Below are 13,655 nucleotides of genomic sequence, written 5' to 3' on the forward strand. Positions count from 1 at the left end.
AAAAGCCGCAGGCGGGTGCGGTGTAGTGCAATTTCCGTCACCTCTTGCTTTGTTCCGTGGGGGTGCCGCTGCGCGTGCGCCATCAGGTTGGCTTGATCGTTTTCAATCGAACGGGGCGAGTTTGGAATGGTGCGGCGCGTGGTGACCGCTACAGGCTGGCATATGACAGGCAAAGAAAAGCCCGCGTGTGGCGGGCTTGACTTAGTTGAGTCTGTGGCGGACGTAGTTCCCGGTATGGGACTCACTTCACGCGGCAGCTTTTGATGGAAATACTATTTATTTCGGTTTATAGCCTTTTACCGTAAAGCCATCAGGCCCAACATCTGAGGCCGAAACTAACACTCCTGTTTCCCTTAGAACTGTGCCGCGGTGGTGTTCTATCGCACCAGAGGTTCCCCAACGGCTTGATGTAACTGGCATATCTTCTCTTATATCCCACATGGAAAATTGATAAATCTCAACACGTTGTTGAATATCGACTCTTGTTTGAAACGCCATGGAGTTCTCCAATAAACAGTGTAGGTAGTTATCGCTATCCAATAACTTGTTTATATTTCTCTTTCAGTGTAGTCGTCTTACTTCCAGTGTCCGTGATGGCCAACATGTTCAGCGGCCCTCCGGTATCCTGGTGCGTGTGTGCCGCCGTCAGCTCAGCCAGCTGCTTCACCACGTCCAGGGTTTCCAGCATCAACTGGCAGACGTTAATGCTCTGACTCCCGATCCACACCACCGGCGCAATCACTTCCTGACGCACGGCCGCCACGCTGCTGCGCAACTTTCCGACCTTCTCAACCAGTTGGCCTACAACGTTAACCGTGCTATCGCCGTTCACGTCAGTAGTGGCATTCCCCTGGATGCTGGCCACATAGTTGGCCTGGGTGGCCAGGCTGAAATCCCCCTGGGCAACCTGCTGCACGGCACCGGCCAGCAACTTATATGTACCAAGAACCATCGTTTTATCCGTGGCCTGAATGGTCGTTTCACGGGCTACCAGCGTGCGGGTTTCTTCATCCGCCTGGATAACCCGACGCATGGAAGATTCGCTGATCGTTTGGTCTGTCTGGCGCTCCCAATCGCCCGCCGTGGTCACGCGCTGGGATACGCCATCACGCTGCTGCTGTAATTGCTCTCCCGGTTTCACGGCGGGCAGGCTGTTACCCTGGGCCATGGTTTGGCGAACAAAGGGCTTATCTGGCCGCCCCTCGTTGAATCCCACCTCAACCAGCGTGCCAACGGGCGGAAATTGGAACATCCCGGACTCACTGCCCGCCATCGGCAGCGGCAGGGGAACGGCGGAATAAATCGGCGTATCCTTCGCCGGTTTGCCGTCTGCGTCTAACAGCTGCAAATCGACGGCGTAGCGCGGACGATAGGGATCGGCAATATTTCCGTTGCTCACGTCTTCGCTGGGTGCTTCTACCCTGGCGAACTTTGGCAGGTGCAGACCGCTGGCCAGCTCAGGAAAAACCCCCTCAACCTGGCGCTGGATCGGCGTTTTCTGCAATGCCTGGCCGGTGGCCTTATTGCGCGGTGTCCAGGTAATGGCCATATCATCGTTATGCAGGCGAACCGTGGTTAACCGCTGGCCGTTCACATCAACGCCAGGGCGCAGAGTCTGAATAACCGGCACGGTCATGGTGTTACCGGCCGCCGTTCCCTGGCTAAATTCGTTGGGGATATCCACCGGCTTACCCGCAAACAGCGCATCGGCGGCACTGCCAACGAACACGCCGCCATCAGGAAGCTGATACCAAATATAATCATTGATAGAGAAAGCGCGGCCCAGGCTGGCCAAAAGCTGATAACCGGTGCCGCTGTGCGTGAAGTGAGGGATCGGCTTATCGGCATAACTGGCTGCTGGAACGGTAAATTCCAGGCCGCTTTCTTCGGTCAGCCAATTGGCCACCTCTCGCAGCGTAGGATGCTGGAACGAACATGGCCAAGCGCGTTCGAATACGCCGACCAACTCCCGGACAAAAAGCCGCTGATAGCCGGTTTCCGCAGGCTGTGAACGCTCCACAAAACCGGTAAACCAACGCAGCACCAGATCGGGATAACCTATGTCCAGGCGCACCAGCTTGCCGGTAAAATCCTCATCCGTTTGCGCGGTGATAAAGCCCCGACCGCACGCGCTCAATTCCAGCGCCAGGTTAACGTCCACCAGGTGCGCGGCCACGTTTGACAGGTACAATCTTTTGACGGGTTTCATGTTGGCCCCAACGCGCTATTGATTGGCTTCAGCACCTTGCTTTCAAACCAACTCAATTTATCTTCATCCTCGGCCGCGCCGTTTCCGCCCGCCCCACCTTTTCCGCCCTGCTTGGTTGCGGCCGTTTTGCCTCCGGCGCGAGCTTCGCGTTTTTCGGCCACGCTGCCTTTTTCCCGCAAGGTAAACGTCACCAACCAGGCCATTTTTCCGTCCTGCGGCGGGGCATCCACGGCACCGGTAAACGTCCCCTCACGAAAGTTAATCGCCTGGGCGGCCAGGTTGGCCACGCGGTAGGTTTGCATCTGGCCGCTGGCGTCTTTGGCTTCGGCCAGCTCGAAAATACGTTTCAGCACTTTCGCGTTACGAAAAGTGATCATGCCGGAGATCCGCAGTTCTTTGGCTTTTATGCCCTGCTCTGCGGTGGCCGTGCTCGATGACTGGCCGGACTGGTCTTTTTCCTGAAATTGCAGCGTGGGCGTCACTTTCAGGCCCATCAACGCAATGGCTTCCCCGTTAAGCGCCAGGGTGGTGATCGTCATTTATCATGCCCTCCAGTGGCGATAAATCCGGGCCAGAAAACAACGTGGCCAGGGTAAAGATGGCATCCTGCTGTGGGATGTTTTTGCGCATTTCGCTGGCGATAAACGCCGGAGAACCTTTGGCCGTAAATACCCAGGCCGGTGCCGCTTTGCCCTGTAAATTAGCCAACGCCTGACCGATACCCGCCAGGGCCGAACTGCGGGCGCTGGTGAAATCAGACAGTGCCGACACCAGACCGCTAACGCTGGCCCCGGTGGCCGCCTCGGCTTTGGCCTGGGCGATACGCTGGGCATTCATGGCCAGCCGATTAGTGGCGGTAGAAAGTGGCACCGCAGCCGGTAACCCACCCAACGCCTTGCCGGGGATCTGCATTTTTGTGATGGCCAGTGTGGCGGCCTCCTGCGCCCGGCGTGTGACCTGGGAGAATATCGGCAACGGCAGCACGGACGAAAACGCCGCCAGGCTCTTCATGAAATCGGCATGCGTGGTGGCGCAGACCATGAACACCACGGCGGTAATTTCTCCGCCCGTCCCTTCCAGCTTGTTGGCCAGGTATTCAGTGGCATTCTTTGGGCTTAAATAGCTACCTTCGCCTGCTTCCTGGCCCACGCCATAAACCCAGGGATGCACCGGCAAAATAGAGCAGGCCAGCGCCGCCATATTTTGGCCAATGCTTAACGTCGCTTTACGCCACATTACTGCGGCACCTCTGGCCATGACGGATTGCTGGTATTAACGCGGGTCAGTGCAATGCGGTAGATCTTCCACGCTTTGAGGCGTTCCGCCTCATCATCCGTTGCAATCGTTAGCTCTACGGCATCCTGTAAGGGGGCGATCACTTGCGTAGCGCGTGAAATGAGTTCGGCACGTTTTGCGTCGGCCTGCTTTGTAGCTTCGGCCTTGGTTTCTATGCGCTTCTTGATTTTGTTGCCGTCAAAAATCCAATTACCATCAATGGCAAAATCTTCAGGCACTTTTGACGTTTTAATTTCAGTCACGGAAAGGTTAATAGGCCAAAGCCTGGAAATATCCTCATAGGCCGAACAGATCACCCCCGCATCGTTGTAAGCGATTTTAAGTGTGTCTTTTGCGAAATTCTTCTGAGTTTCATACCAGTCAGCGCCTTGTTCATCCTTAAGAAATAACACGCTTTCGCCAAAGTTATTTTCTTCTGGAGTGTACTGCGCCAATTTTTTCATGTGCATCATGTTATGCCGTTCCTATGGTGACCCAGCCACCATTTAGCCAGATTTGTATGGCTGAATAAGCCGCCCACGTTTGTGGGTTATAGTTTGAACCAGACATGCCCGTAAACACGCAACCAGCGGGTAAATCTATACGCCCCCCAGTGTCAGCGATGACGGCTCGACCGGCCAATCGCACCGAGGTAACAAAACTACGAGTAACCCAGTTGTAAATGTCATTGCGTAAATCGTTGTTGGCCCAAGCTATCGTGGCGAAATTTCCCCGCGTCCAATCCTGACGCGCCAGGTAAACAACCTCATTGTTGTTTGAATTTCGCATGTAGGGTAATTGCGGATCAGCCGCTGCAAACCCAGCATAGGTGCAGGTATCCCGCGCAATAGCGCCAATAGCGTCGGGTGAGGGCCGATAATTTGGGCTATAGGCACGCACTGCACCGCCTGACTCGTATACCCCCCCACCCGCGACGATATTTAGCCCGGAAACAATATCCCCACCGCTGCGAAAAGCGCCATCCGCTGGGTTAAATGTCCATGCCTGAGAGATACCGTTATCGCCGATAACGTGAATAGCCGCTTGCGCAAAATTGGCAGCACCGGAGGTCAGTGCGCCTAAACTGATCGCCGTGCCATAGCCAAACCCTTTCGTTTCAACTATTCCTTTGACGATGGGGTGGTACTGGCTGGCATCCCGCATGGCAACAAAGCCACTCGGCACCATAAACGGGGCAATATTATTGGCGTACTGGCTGGCATAAGCTCCCGCACCTTCCCATACGCCCGGCTTGATTCGGTAATGGGCGGCATTATCAACGTAACCGGCATCACCTCCCGCCGCTGGCAATGCGCCCACGTCGGATGACGTGGGCTTGTTGTACTCACTGTAAAGCGCACCCATTTGGAGGCTATCAACCTGCGCCAACAGCTTGGCGCCATCCCACCCCATACGCACCACGTTATTTGACATCCCGACACCGCCGCCCTGCTGCACAGCGCCAACGTTGGCCGCCGTCAGGCTGATATCTTTTGACCCATCAAATGCCACACCGGCAATTTTTCGTGCCGTCGCCAGCTTGTTGGCAGCTACGGCCGTGCCGCCAGAGGGCAGAGCGCCTACGCTATCCGGCGTCAGGTTAATATCTTGGGTTCCGTCGAATGCCACACCGGCAATTTTTCGCGCCGTCGCCAGTTTGGTGGCGGCTACCGCCGTGCCGTCTTCAGCCAATGCCGCAATATTCTTTCTCGCCTCAGCCTGGGCCACCGCACCCAGCGCTTTCAGTTCGGCCAGGCTTTGGTCTTTGCGCAGAAAGTCCTTACTGCCCTGCTGATCGTCCAGTGACCCTTTCGGCCGCAGGTCGGTAATGACTCCGGCCGCGTCGATACTGGCCAGCGCAAACACGTAGTGCATTACGCCGTTGGTGGTGTAATTGACCAGCGTTGGGGCCACGGTAAACTTAATCGCAGTCTGGTAAGCGCTGGTTAATGTCCCGCTAAAGCTCACATCAGCCCAGACTTTGGTTGGCTTAGTGGCCACGGCAATATTGGTATTTTCGGCCAGTGACGCACGCAGGCCGCTGACATATCCCAGCCCCTGGGTGACAAAATGCTGACTACCGGTTTTAGCCACCAAAAAGCCCGCATCAAAAAATGCACCGTCGCCGTAGCTGTCCAGATTCGCCAACCGCAGCGCTTCATCCATGCCCGCCAGGCGGGCGGTAAAATCAATCTGCCAGCTGGCGGCCGGTGTTGAGATCAACGTCTGGCTGACCGCGCCGCTGTACTCCATCAGGAAAGAACGGGTTAAGACGTTACCCTGCTGGCCGTTGGCGTTCTTCACTTTGCTTTGCACGGGCGCGTGCACAATCATGGCCACTGTGCCGGTCGCCTTATTGACCAGGCCGATCCAGTTAAAAGCAAAGTCGCCCACATCCGCACCCATCGTCACGGAATACACCACGGCGTTATCGTTCACCAGGCCAGTTTTACTGACCGTCTGACGGTAAACAATTTGCGCCGCTGGCGGTAAGCCCTCTTTGCGGTCAATCGCTTTTGACGGATCCAGCCCTGGCACATTAGCCAGCACAAATTCATCCAGGACAACCGGCTTGTTATCGGTGGCCTGCTGCGCTTTCCACTGCTCAAAGGCTTCGGTAATTACGGTCTGAGACATTTCGCGTCCTTACGATAATGTTGCGCCAAAGGTGGCGGTGGTTGATTCGGTGCCAAGGGTGGCCGGATAACACACGTACTCCCCCTGATCCCATCCGGCCCGGATATTCAACCCGGAGGTGGTGATCACTTCAAACTGATAGCGGCGGCAGGTGCGCCCATACTGGCGGATGATTTCCAGCAGCAATTCCGTGTTATCGGCGATCTGGCTGTCAGTGACGCGCACCACAATGACATCCCAATCAATGCCCGGCTGACGCTCCAGCAACTCCACGTAACCGATCCCCAGGCGGGCAAAGATGGCGATAAACCCCACCACAGAACCGGCGTCACTGGCGTTGATAAAGGCGTAGGCCACACGCTTACGAAACAAACTAAGCGGCTCGCCGTTAAAGCGGGTTATGTCGCGATCATAGGCCAGCAGCCTTAACAAAGGCTCGGCGCACGTCAGCGGATCGAACTGACGCAGCGGCCACGTCACCCACTCATAAACACCCTGCCAAAATGCCCGGCAGGCCCGCAGCAGCTTGACCGGTTCGCCCTGGCTCATCCATGACGGCAACGCCAGGCTTTTTAATTTGGTCTGAAAATCAGGCACTTTTTATCTCCAGCGTGAGGGATGACAGGCGAGGAACCGTTAACTCACTGACGATATCGCCCAGGGAAAAGGTGATGGAATCCACCTCATCAAACGCCCGGTGCATTTCCCTGGCCAGGTTGGAAAAAGAGAAACGCGAATAGGGCCAGGTCTTTTTCACGTCGTAGTCAGCGTTTTCACGAAACGCGCTGCGGATCAGATTGCTGGCGTTACCGATCAGACCGGCCCGCTCTTCGTCGGTCATGTTGTCCGGGTTAGTCACAAACAGCGTAACGCTCAGGGTGTGCTTGGTTTCCGGCAGCGCCATGCACTGCATATCGTCGCCGTGGCCGTGGTGGCCCTGGCTATTGATATAGTCATTGACCGCATCAATAAACGGCTGGGAGATCACGCCGCTGTCCAGCAACAAATACGCATTGGCCGTGCCGGGCCCACGGGGCGCATCGTGCAAAAAGAAAATTCGGTCAACGCTCAGGCCAACAACGCTGGCGATCATGCTGCGGTAAACCGCATCGGTGTGGTAATTGCCGACAAGGTTGAACTGATTGCGGCAGCGTTCGCGCAGCTCATCATCCGATTCCTCATCCGCACCGGGCGTCAGCAGCCAATCATCCTCATTTACTGCCTGGCTAATGCCGGTCACCGCCACCGGCAAAATGCGGTAATAACCCGGTGCCAGGTTGAACGCACCGCCCGCCTGGCTGGCCGTCACGGCAATCAGCCCATCGTTAGCCCCCGCCGCCAGAGTGGTATCCGCCTCCACGGTGACCGCATAGACCACGCCGTTAATGCGCTCGGTCTGGATAAGGGTTCCGGCTGGCACGGTCACCGCCTGCTTTGCGTCTTCCTTAATAAAGCGGATCACACCCTGGGCAAAACTGGCGGGCTTAGCCTCCAAATTGACGCCCCATGCCAGGAGGCGCAGCATCTGCCCACTGGCGGTGGCCAGAAACATGTTGGCCAGCACCGTAGTCACCAGCGCGTCTTTAATCCACAGCACCGGCGTGGTCACAATCGCCGTCACCAGCCGCCAGAACGGCGACATGCGAGAGGTGTTGGTGATCAACCCTTCGGCTTTTACGATGGCGTTGAACTTGTCGGCAATGGCCTCTTGCGTCGTCGGCATTCCGCCGTCGCTCAGTACCTTTTCAAAATCAATCGTTGGTTTGTTATTCATAATCCACCCCCGCAGAGACTTTGCCGAAATCGTAGGTTTCCGCTTCCGCCCACAGCTTTTTTAACGTTTCTTCGGTGATGCTGACCGTGCCGGGAATAATTCGCTCATCGCTTTCAATCAATAGCGTTAATTGCGTTATCACATCAGCGCGTAGCGTAGGGCTTCGCTCGGCCACCAGTTTGGTGGTTAACCCGCTTTCAATAATGGCGTGAACAATATCCTGCCCAATGCTGATTTTATTATTACAAAGCCCTGGCTCATTTCCGGCGTTCAGCGTGAAATTTCGCCCCGTAATTAAAAGGTCAATATAAAGCGCGTCCGTCATGCTCCCAATTCCTGCCATTCCATTAGCTCGGCCGGTGTCATTCCTTTTGCCGGATGAATATTCACGGTGCCGATTTGTTTGCTGTTATCGATTGTGGTTTTCGTGGTCGAGTTAATTTCTTTACTCAATCCGCCACGATCCACGCCTTTCACTATTCCACCGGTAGACATTTGATTACCCATCGCCACGGGCGGCGGCGGCAAGGTCTTTTTCATGGCCGTTTCTGGCATGTTATTTTCTGCGGCCGCAAACCCTGGCGGAGGATTAACGCCGGGCGGTGGCGTGCCTGGCACATCTTTTAATTCGATATTGACGCCAGGTAATTTATTTAACTTCTCGACGATCCAGTTATACGTCCCGGCAAAGGACTCTTTCAACGTATCCCACAGTTTAGAAAATACGTTGCCGATAATACCGGCGATTTTCTCAAACGATTCCACCGGGGAATTAATATCAAAGGATTTCACCACGTCCAGCCAGCCGTCACGCAGAATGCCAAATAAATCAAACAGCGTTTCAATTGCCCGCATCACCAGCCCCAGCGGGATCAAAATAATATCGATGCTGTTCGCCACGATACGCCCAAACATTTCCCCGACCGTGGTCACCCTGGTTAACTGCCCTTCGGTCATCTGCACCGGCGTCAGCAGATTGCCAAACCAGCCGATCAGCGTTTTGATGCTGTCCCATACCCAGCCCACCGCCGACGCGATGCCGGAAAACAGCGGCTTAAACGGCGCTAATGCCCCGGACGCCTCAGCGAACCCGCTGATAAAGCCGCTGACAAACGCCTTAATCGGCTGCCAAAACTTAATCACCGCGATCACTACGCCCGCAATGGCTGCCACGATCAGCGCGATAGGCGAAAGCACCAGGAGAAATGACATAGCCCCGGTGCGGGCGGCGATGCTGGCCGCCAACAACGTGCCGCGCAGCGCCCGCAATCCGTTACTGAATAACCCCGTCACGGCATTGCTGGCCACCATGGCCAGCCGGTTGATGCCCAGCAGCTTGGACATAGGGGCCAAAAGCCGCGTGACACCCAGCATAATAAAACCGTGGATCCCCATCACGATATTGGCAATCGCGCCCACCGCCGCAAAGCTCAGCAGCGCCAGCGTGGCATAACCGATCACCCGCGCAATGTTGGGAAATAGCCGCATCCAGCGGGTTAGCTTTTCGCCACCGTCTGCAATCTTATTCACCAGCGGATAGAGCACCGGCAACAAAGTGGCACCGATGGCCGCCCGCATGGCAAACCAGATGGCGGTCAATCTGTCCCAGGGGCGCGTCATTTTCTCGGCCATTTCCGTGGCCCGCTTCATGCCGTCATTACTGCCCAGCTCGGTGATATTGCGCTTTAACATATCGACGTTGCCGTAAAGCTGTTTAATCACCGCCGCGCTGCCACCGAACGCCGCATCTAGCTCAGCCTGGGCCTTGAGGTTGCCGTCAATGCTCTTGCCATATTTGCCCTGAAGTTTCTCCAGCATGGCGGGCATGGACAGCATATGGCCCTGCGCGTCCTGGAAACTTAATCCCAGCTTTTTAGCACCTTCCTGCGCACCACTGAGAAATCCCTCATACGATCCGCTGGCTTCCGTGCCTAAAGAACGTTGCAACTCACCCAGCACGGCCAGCTGTTCATCCAACCCTACGCCGTAGTTTGAACCGACACCGCGCGCACCTTCCATCAGGTCTTTAATCACGCCCATGTCCGTGCCGAACTGGTTTTTCATGTAGGCCATTTTTCCGGCCAACTCTTCGGCAAACTGCACCTTGCCGATCTGCGCGGCGTCGTTGTCAAACTGGGTGAACATCTGGCCCATAAATTCAGCCGCTTCCGCTGCCGTTCCCTTCAATGCCTTGGCCACGGTGTTGGCTACATAGGTGACGCGGGGTAACTCACCCTCGGTCAGCCCGGCCACCGCCGCATTGATATCCGCAGAAGACTGCACAAACGCCACCGCTGACTCGCCATAACGCACGCTGAATCGAAAGGCATCATCGGTGACCTTAGCCAGGGGATTGTCACCAATCCCCCGCGCACTGGCTTCCTGCATGGCATCAAACATCTGGATCGCCGGATCTAGCGCGGCTTTCACCGACGCCCCTACCCCCCACAATGCCCCGATGCCTATCGCCATTTTTCCAAAGGCGGCCTGGCTTTCCTGGGCAAAACCAGCGACCGACGTTTGCGCCTGTTTAAGCGGGCGCGTAATTCGGTCAATTAAGCTCAGCGTAAAATCTAAATCAGCCATTACTCGCCTTTAAATGCCAGGGCAATGCCATTCGCCACGGCAATGCGGTTATATTCCCATTGCCGATTATCCAACCATACGGCGCGGGCTAAGTTTTCAGGATCGTCATTTTCATGCGGTAAATAATGGCGGCGTAAAATAAGGTATTGCTCTAGCCCATTATTTTCGATGGCGCGAACCCGCGCCGCTAGTTTTTTAGTTCAATATCCAACTTCGGCGCGTAGTGGTCATTAACGAAGCCAACAATTTGTAATGCCGCGCCGGGCATTTCCAGAATAACGTCCAGCGCTTCTTTGCACTCTGAGGCCACAATGCGGCGCAGGTAGTTATTTGCCGGGGCCATTTTATTGTCCATGGCCATTTCATTAATGAATTTGTTATACGCGGTGGTGTTTGGCTCGAAGGTTAATTCTGTGCCGTTTACGGTCATGACAACGTTGCTCATTATTACATTTCCTTTCGCTGGTTAATTTCGTCGACTAATTGATTATGACGCGCCGCGCAATCTGCATATTGCGGCGTCAGTATTAATAAAGGTTCGGCAATATCTTTACCCGTTACCCCATTAATGCGCGGGAGTTTCTCCGGGCATTTGGTTAACAGATTTTCCTGATAAGGCACGTTCGGCTTTGGCGGCGGCGGCGTTGTACAGGCTGACAAAATCAGCAGACACGCACACGTTAGTAAATACCGGCTTAACCACTTCGGTGCGAATTTCCACAGGCTGCGCATTTCTCAACGCCTCCAATTTTTCTTCAAGCTTACGGCCTGATTCGCTGGCCACCTTCTCACCGGCAAGGCGGGAGGATTCACCGGCAGCGTGGGCGGCGTTGGCGATCGCCAGTTCCACGCTGTCGCCGTACCAGGCATTCACCCGCCACCCAGCGGCAAACGCGGCCAACAATGCCAGAACGGCGATCACCAGCTGCTTAGCCATCACTTCACCCCGTTATGCTCTAGGCTAAAGTGATTCCCGTCCGGGCGCGTTTTAAAGCGTCCGCCCCAGGTGCCGCCCAGCGACTCCCAATACTCACCCAACGGTAAATAAGCCTCGGTTTTCGTCTGGTACTGGCCGTTGATAAACAGATTGAAATCAACGGCCAGGCGCTGGGTGTGCAAACTGTTACCGATCCCTTTGCCGCTTTTGGCATTCAGCGCGGCCTGTTCCGGCGTGCGGTAGGCTTCGCCAAAGGTCAGCCGGTAGCCGCGTTCTCCTGCCCACTCAACAAGCTGGGCAATCAGCTGCGTAAACAGCTGCTGTTTTTCGCTCAGTGTCATTCTGGTTTTCCCTTCCCCGGTAACAAACTGCTTCCCCTGCGTTTAAGCCACACCTCGACAACCTGGTGGCCAGCAATCCCCAGCGCGGCACCGACACCCGCAATGGCCAGCGGAGAAATACCGGGGATCCAAATCAAGACCGCCCCCGCCGCCACCGACGTGGCCGAACCCAAAATAATGCGACCAACAAACAGCTTCGCGGTAATGGGTTCGCTGCTGTTAAGCGCCTTACCCAGGGCAATCAGTGCGCCCAGGATAATGAGGCTTAACAGGCTTTTTTCATGCTCTTGCATCCCTGCCATTCCTTATCCAATCAGGTTGCGCGTGTCTTCGTCTTCCAGATACGGCACGCCGTTGATCCGCACGAAGTTCGGATCGGTAATGAAGTACTTAATTTTGTGCGTCATGACGCTGCCGCCCTTCGGATCGGCGTCCAGAATGTTGCTTAACACCAGCTTGCAGCCGAAAGCCTCAATCTTTAACTCTTCGTTCCCGGCCTTGGCGTAGAACATCAGATCCACCGGCTCAATGCCGCGCCAGGAACCGGCACGGCGTGCAATGGCGGTAAGCTGCCCCAGCACTTTGGTGGTGACTTCAATCTCCCCCTCTCCGGCCACGTCACCCGACACATGACCATCAGGTACGCCCTGGGTTTGTGCGGCCGATGTGTTATCGGTGATATCCAAACTCACCTTTTCGATGTGGATCAGATCGCCGTCCATGCGCACATCGGTGGATTGCCCTGAAATACGTTTCATGGTTATTTGCTCCCTGCGGCGCTGGTATCCAGTAACAGACCGACCGTGATGCCTTTCGGACATTCATACGGGCGAACCACGATATAAATCTCCACCTGCGTGGCGGATTTCCAGGTGATCGTCACGTCGCTGTCTAACGGCGGTTTGACTTCGCCGGGGAAGGTCACGCCGTTAATCTGCGTGGATACCGCCATCTGACGCAGTACCTTCGCAAAATAAGCCTGATGTGCGGCGATGCTGCTCGGCGTGCTGTTCAGCGAGCGGTCCGCAATCTTGGCAATCGCCTGGAGACGCACGCGCCGCGCCGCTTTATCCACAATGCGCAGGTACTCAATGGCCTGATAATCCCCGCCCTCCGCGTCCAGCGTGCGGCCGTCTGACCAGTAAAGCCCGTCGTAATCCGGGTACCACATCGGCACGCTAAAGCGCTTTTCCTGCAACGCCTGCAACGTGGCCAAATCCAGTGCCACCCCGCTGCCATCAACCGGCATGTCGTCACGGCCCAGCTCAACCAGCGCACCGGTCTGCACCCGTGCCGGACTGTCTGCAATGGTGACCGCCCGGCTGCACAACCGGCCTGCCAACACGCCTGGCTCATTACCGAACAAGCGCGGCACCAGTTGCACGGACGGTGCGGCGATCTGCGCCTGCAATGCAGCCAAACGCACCAAATATTTAGACCAATCCTCTGCCTCCTGCGGCCCTTCCACCGCCAGGATAAACCAGCACCAGCGGCCCATCGTTGCCAGCAGCCTGGCACGCAGACTGGCAGCGTCGTTGATCGGCTTTTTATCGCTGATATCATCCGACAACACCACGCCCTCAACCGAAGCCACCGCCTGGGCGGCTATGACCGCATCCACCCACGCGCCCTCTTCCGCCTCTTCTGCCAGCACGTGAACGAACCCGCTCCAGTTCTGCCCTGCGTTCAGCATGGCGGCGTTAACATCACGTTTAAGCACGCTGTCAGCGCCCAGCAACACGTCTAGATCCGTTTGGGTATTCACCGGCAGCGTTTTGCCCGCGTTGGTTTTCCCTTTCCCCACGTACAACACTGCACGCTCAATCTCTTTGGTTTCACCCTGAAGCTGGTTAACCTGGTTAACTTGAACCGTTGGCCATGTCATGCCGTTCCCTC

The 13,655-nt window shown here is 55.9% G+C and carries 18 protein-coding genes; all 18 read right to left on the minus strand.

Annotated elements, in window-relative coordinates:
- Nucleotides 1-276: 276 nt before the first annotated feature.
- Genes ACMV8I_RS06090 through ACMV8I_RS06175 form a run of 18 tightly spaced genes read right to left on the minus strand, consistent with a single transcriptional unit; the run spans nt 277 to nt 13,644 of the window.
- On the minus strand, nt 277-498 hold the full coding sequence (locus ACMV8I_RS06090; RefSeq protein ID WP_498864279.1) for a hypothetical protein: 222 nt from the start codon (nt 496-498) through the stop codon (nt 277-279).
- Between the two features lie 34 nt (nt 499-532).
- A complete protein-coding gene (locus tag ACMV8I_RS06095; protein WP_498864280.1) occupies nt 533-2,209 on the minus strand; it encodes a type VI secretion system Vgr family protein in 1,677 nt (558 codons plus the stop codon).
- On the minus strand, nt 2,206-2,748 hold the full coding sequence (locus ACMV8I_RS06100) for a baseplate complex protein (RefSeq protein WP_498864281.1): 543 nt from the start codon (nt 2,746-2,748) through the stop codon (nt 2,206-2,208). Before ACMV8I_RS06100 ends, ACMV8I_RS06095 begins: the two co-directional genes overlap by 4 nt.
- Nucleotides 2,723-3,445 (minus strand): hypothetical protein, encoded by a 723-nt coding sequence (locus ACMV8I_RS06105; protein WP_498864282.1) that lies wholly within the window; start codon nt 3,443-3,445, stop codon nt 2,723-2,725. The genes ACMV8I_RS06100 and ACMV8I_RS06105 overlap by 26 nt, the downstream gene beginning before the upstream one ends.
- Nucleotides 3,445-3,957 carry a tail fiber assembly protein gene (locus ACMV8I_RS06110; RefSeq protein ID WP_498864283.1) on the minus strand — a complete coding sequence of 171 codons (513 nt, stop codon included), beginning with the start codon at nt 3,955-3,957 and terminating at the stop codon, nt 3,445-3,447. The genes ACMV8I_RS06105 and ACMV8I_RS06110 overlap by 1 nt, the downstream gene beginning before the upstream one ends.
- Before the next feature lies 1 nt (nt 3,958).
- Nucleotides 3,959-6,121, minus strand: a complete 2,163-nt coding sequence (locus tag ACMV8I_RS06115) for a phage tail-collar fiber domain-containing protein (RefSeq protein WP_498864284.1) — start codon at nt 6,119-6,121, stop codon at nt 3,959-3,961.
- Nucleotides 6,122-6,130: 9 nt separating this feature from the next.
- Nucleotides 6,131-6,718 (minus strand): hypothetical protein, encoded by a 588-nt coding sequence (locus ACMV8I_RS06120; RefSeq protein WP_498864285.1) that lies wholly within the window; start codon nt 6,716-6,718, stop codon nt 6,131-6,133.
- Complete coding sequence (locus ACMV8I_RS06125) at nt 6,711-7,895, minus strand: baseplate J/gp47 family protein (protein ID WP_498864286.1); 1,185 nt, start codon at nt 7,893-7,895, stop codon at nt 6,711-6,713. Before ACMV8I_RS06125 ends, ACMV8I_RS06120 begins: the two co-directional genes overlap by 8 nt.
- Nucleotides 7,888-8,220: a DUF2590 family protein gene (locus ACMV8I_RS06130; protein ID WP_498864287.1), complete on the minus strand. Its 333-nt coding sequence runs from the start codon at nt 8,218-8,220 to the stop codon at nt 7,888-7,890. Before ACMV8I_RS06130 ends, ACMV8I_RS06125 begins: the two co-directional genes overlap by 8 nt.
- Nucleotides 8,217-10,481, minus strand: coding sequence for a phage tail tape measure protein (locus ACMV8I_RS06135; protein ID WP_498864288.1), 2,265 nt, complete (start codon nt 10,479-10,481; stop codon nt 8,217-8,219). The genes ACMV8I_RS06130 and ACMV8I_RS06135 overlap by 4 nt, the downstream gene beginning before the upstream one ends.
- Nucleotides 10,481-10,651 (minus strand): DUF6890 family protein, encoded by a 171-nt coding sequence (locus ACMV8I_RS06140; RefSeq protein WP_498864739.1) that lies wholly within the window; start codon nt 10,649-10,651, stop codon nt 10,481-10,483. The genes ACMV8I_RS06135 and ACMV8I_RS06140 overlap by 1 nt, the downstream gene beginning before the upstream one ends.
- A gap of 17 nt (nt 10,652-10,668) precedes the next feature.
- Nucleotides 10,669-10,926 carry a putative phage tail assembly chaperone gene (locus ACMV8I_RS06145; protein ID WP_498864289.1) on the minus strand — a complete coding sequence of 86 codons (258 nt, stop codon included), beginning with the start codon at nt 10,924-10,926 and terminating at the stop codon, nt 10,669-10,671.
- 2 nt (nt 10,927-10,928) lie between these two features.
- Nucleotides 10,929-11,102, minus strand: coding sequence for a hypothetical protein (locus ACMV8I_RS06150; RefSeq protein WP_498864290.1), 174 nt, complete (start codon nt 11,100-11,102; stop codon nt 10,929-10,931).
- On the minus strand, nt 11,047-11,418 hold the full coding sequence (locus tag ACMV8I_RS06155; protein WP_498864291.1) for a hypothetical protein: 372 nt from the start codon (nt 11,416-11,418) through the stop codon (nt 11,047-11,049). Before ACMV8I_RS06155 ends, ACMV8I_RS06150 begins: the two co-directional genes overlap by 56 nt.
- Nucleotides 11,418-11,759, minus strand: coding sequence for a M15 family metallopeptidase (locus ACMV8I_RS06160; protein WP_498864292.1), 342 nt, complete (start codon nt 11,757-11,759; stop codon nt 11,418-11,420). Before ACMV8I_RS06160 ends, ACMV8I_RS06155 begins: the two co-directional genes overlap by 1 nt.
- A complete protein-coding gene (locus tag ACMV8I_RS06165; RefSeq protein WP_140473180.1) occupies nt 11,756-12,052 on the minus strand; it encodes a phage holin family protein in 297 nt (98 codons plus the stop codon). The genes ACMV8I_RS06160 and ACMV8I_RS06165 overlap by 4 nt, the downstream gene beginning before the upstream one ends.
- Nucleotides 12,053-12,064: 12 nt before the next feature.
- Nucleotides 12,065-12,517, minus strand: coding sequence for a phage protein (locus tag ACMV8I_RS06170; protein ID WP_498864293.1), 453 nt, complete (start codon nt 12,515-12,517; stop codon nt 12,065-12,067).
- Between the two features lie 2 nt (nt 12,518-12,519).
- The gene (locus ACMV8I_RS06175) at nt 12,520-13,644 is read right to left on the minus strand and encodes a DUF2586 domain-containing protein (protein WP_498864294.1); all 1,125 of its coding nucleotides are present in this window, start codon (nt 13,642-13,644) and stop codon (nt 12,520-12,522) included.
- Nucleotides 13,645-13,655 lie beyond the last annotated feature (11 nt).

Origin of the sequence: Ewingella sp. S1.OA.A_B6 (assembly GCF_049889095.1) — a bacterium.
Lineage (GTDB): Bacteria > Pseudomonadota > Gammaproteobacteria > Enterobacterales > Enterobacteriaceae > Ewingella.

Bases quoted from the DNA above. Each gene is read 5' to 3' on its own strand.
- ACMV8I_RS06160 (WP_498864292.1), bottom strand. From the start codon at position 11,759: ATGACACTGAGCGAAAAACAGCAGCTGTTTACGCAGCTGATTGCCCAG.
- ACMV8I_RS06105 (WP_498864282.1), bottom strand. From the start codon at position 3,445: ATGTGGCGTAAAGCGACGTTAAGCATTGGCCAAAATATGGCGGCGCTG.
- ACMV8I_RS06130 (WP_498864287.1), bottom strand. From the start codon at position 8,220: ATGACGGACGCGCTTTATATTGACCTTTTAATTACGGGGCGAAATTTC.
- ACMV8I_RS06115 (WP_498864284.1), bottom strand. From the start codon at position 6,121: ATGTCTCAGACCGTAATTACCGAAGCCTTTGAGCAGTGGAAAGCGCAG.
- ACMV8I_RS06145 (WP_498864289.1), bottom strand. From the start codon at position 10,926: ATGAGCAACGTTGTCATGACCGTAAACGGCACAGAATTAACCTTCGAG.
- ACMV8I_RS06125 (WP_498864286.1), bottom strand. From the start codon at position 7,895: ATGAATAACAAACCAACGATTGATTTTGAAAAGGTACTGAGCGACGGC.
- ACMV8I_RS06110 (WP_498864283.1), bottom strand. From the start codon at position 3,957: ATGATGCACATGAAAAAATTGGCGCAGTACACTCCAGAAGAAAATAAC.
- ACMV8I_RS06095 (WP_498864280.1), bottom strand. From the start codon at position 2,209: ATGAAACCCGTCAAAAGATTGTACCTGTCAAACGTGGCCGCGCACCTG.
- ACMV8I_RS06165 (WP_140473180.1), bottom strand. From the start codon at position 12,052: ATGCAAGAGCATGAAAAAAGCCTGTTAAGCCTCATTATCCTGGGCGCA.
- ACMV8I_RS06100 (WP_498864281.1), bottom strand. From the start codon at position 2,748: ATGACGATCACCACCCTGGCGCTTAACGGGGAAGCCATTGCGTTGATG.
- ACMV8I_RS06135 (WP_498864288.1), bottom strand. From the start codon at position 10,481: ATGGCTGATTTAGATTTTACGCTGAGCTTAATTGACCGAATTACGCGC.
- ACMV8I_RS06090 (WP_498864279.1), bottom strand. From the start codon at position 498: ATGGCGTTTCAAACAAGAGTCGATATTCAACAACGTGTTGAGATTTAT.
- ACMV8I_RS06170 (WP_498864293.1), bottom strand. From the start codon at position 12,517: ATGAAACGTATTTCAGGGCAATCCACCGATGTGCGCATGGACGGCGAT.
- ACMV8I_RS06155 (WP_498864291.1), bottom strand. From the start codon at position 11,418: ATGGCTAAGCAGCTGGTGATCGCCGTTCTGGCATTGTTGGCCGCGTTT.
- ACMV8I_RS06175 (WP_498864294.1), bottom strand. From the start codon at position 13,644: ATGACATGGCCAACGGTTCAAGTTAACCAGGTTAACCAGCTTCAGGGT.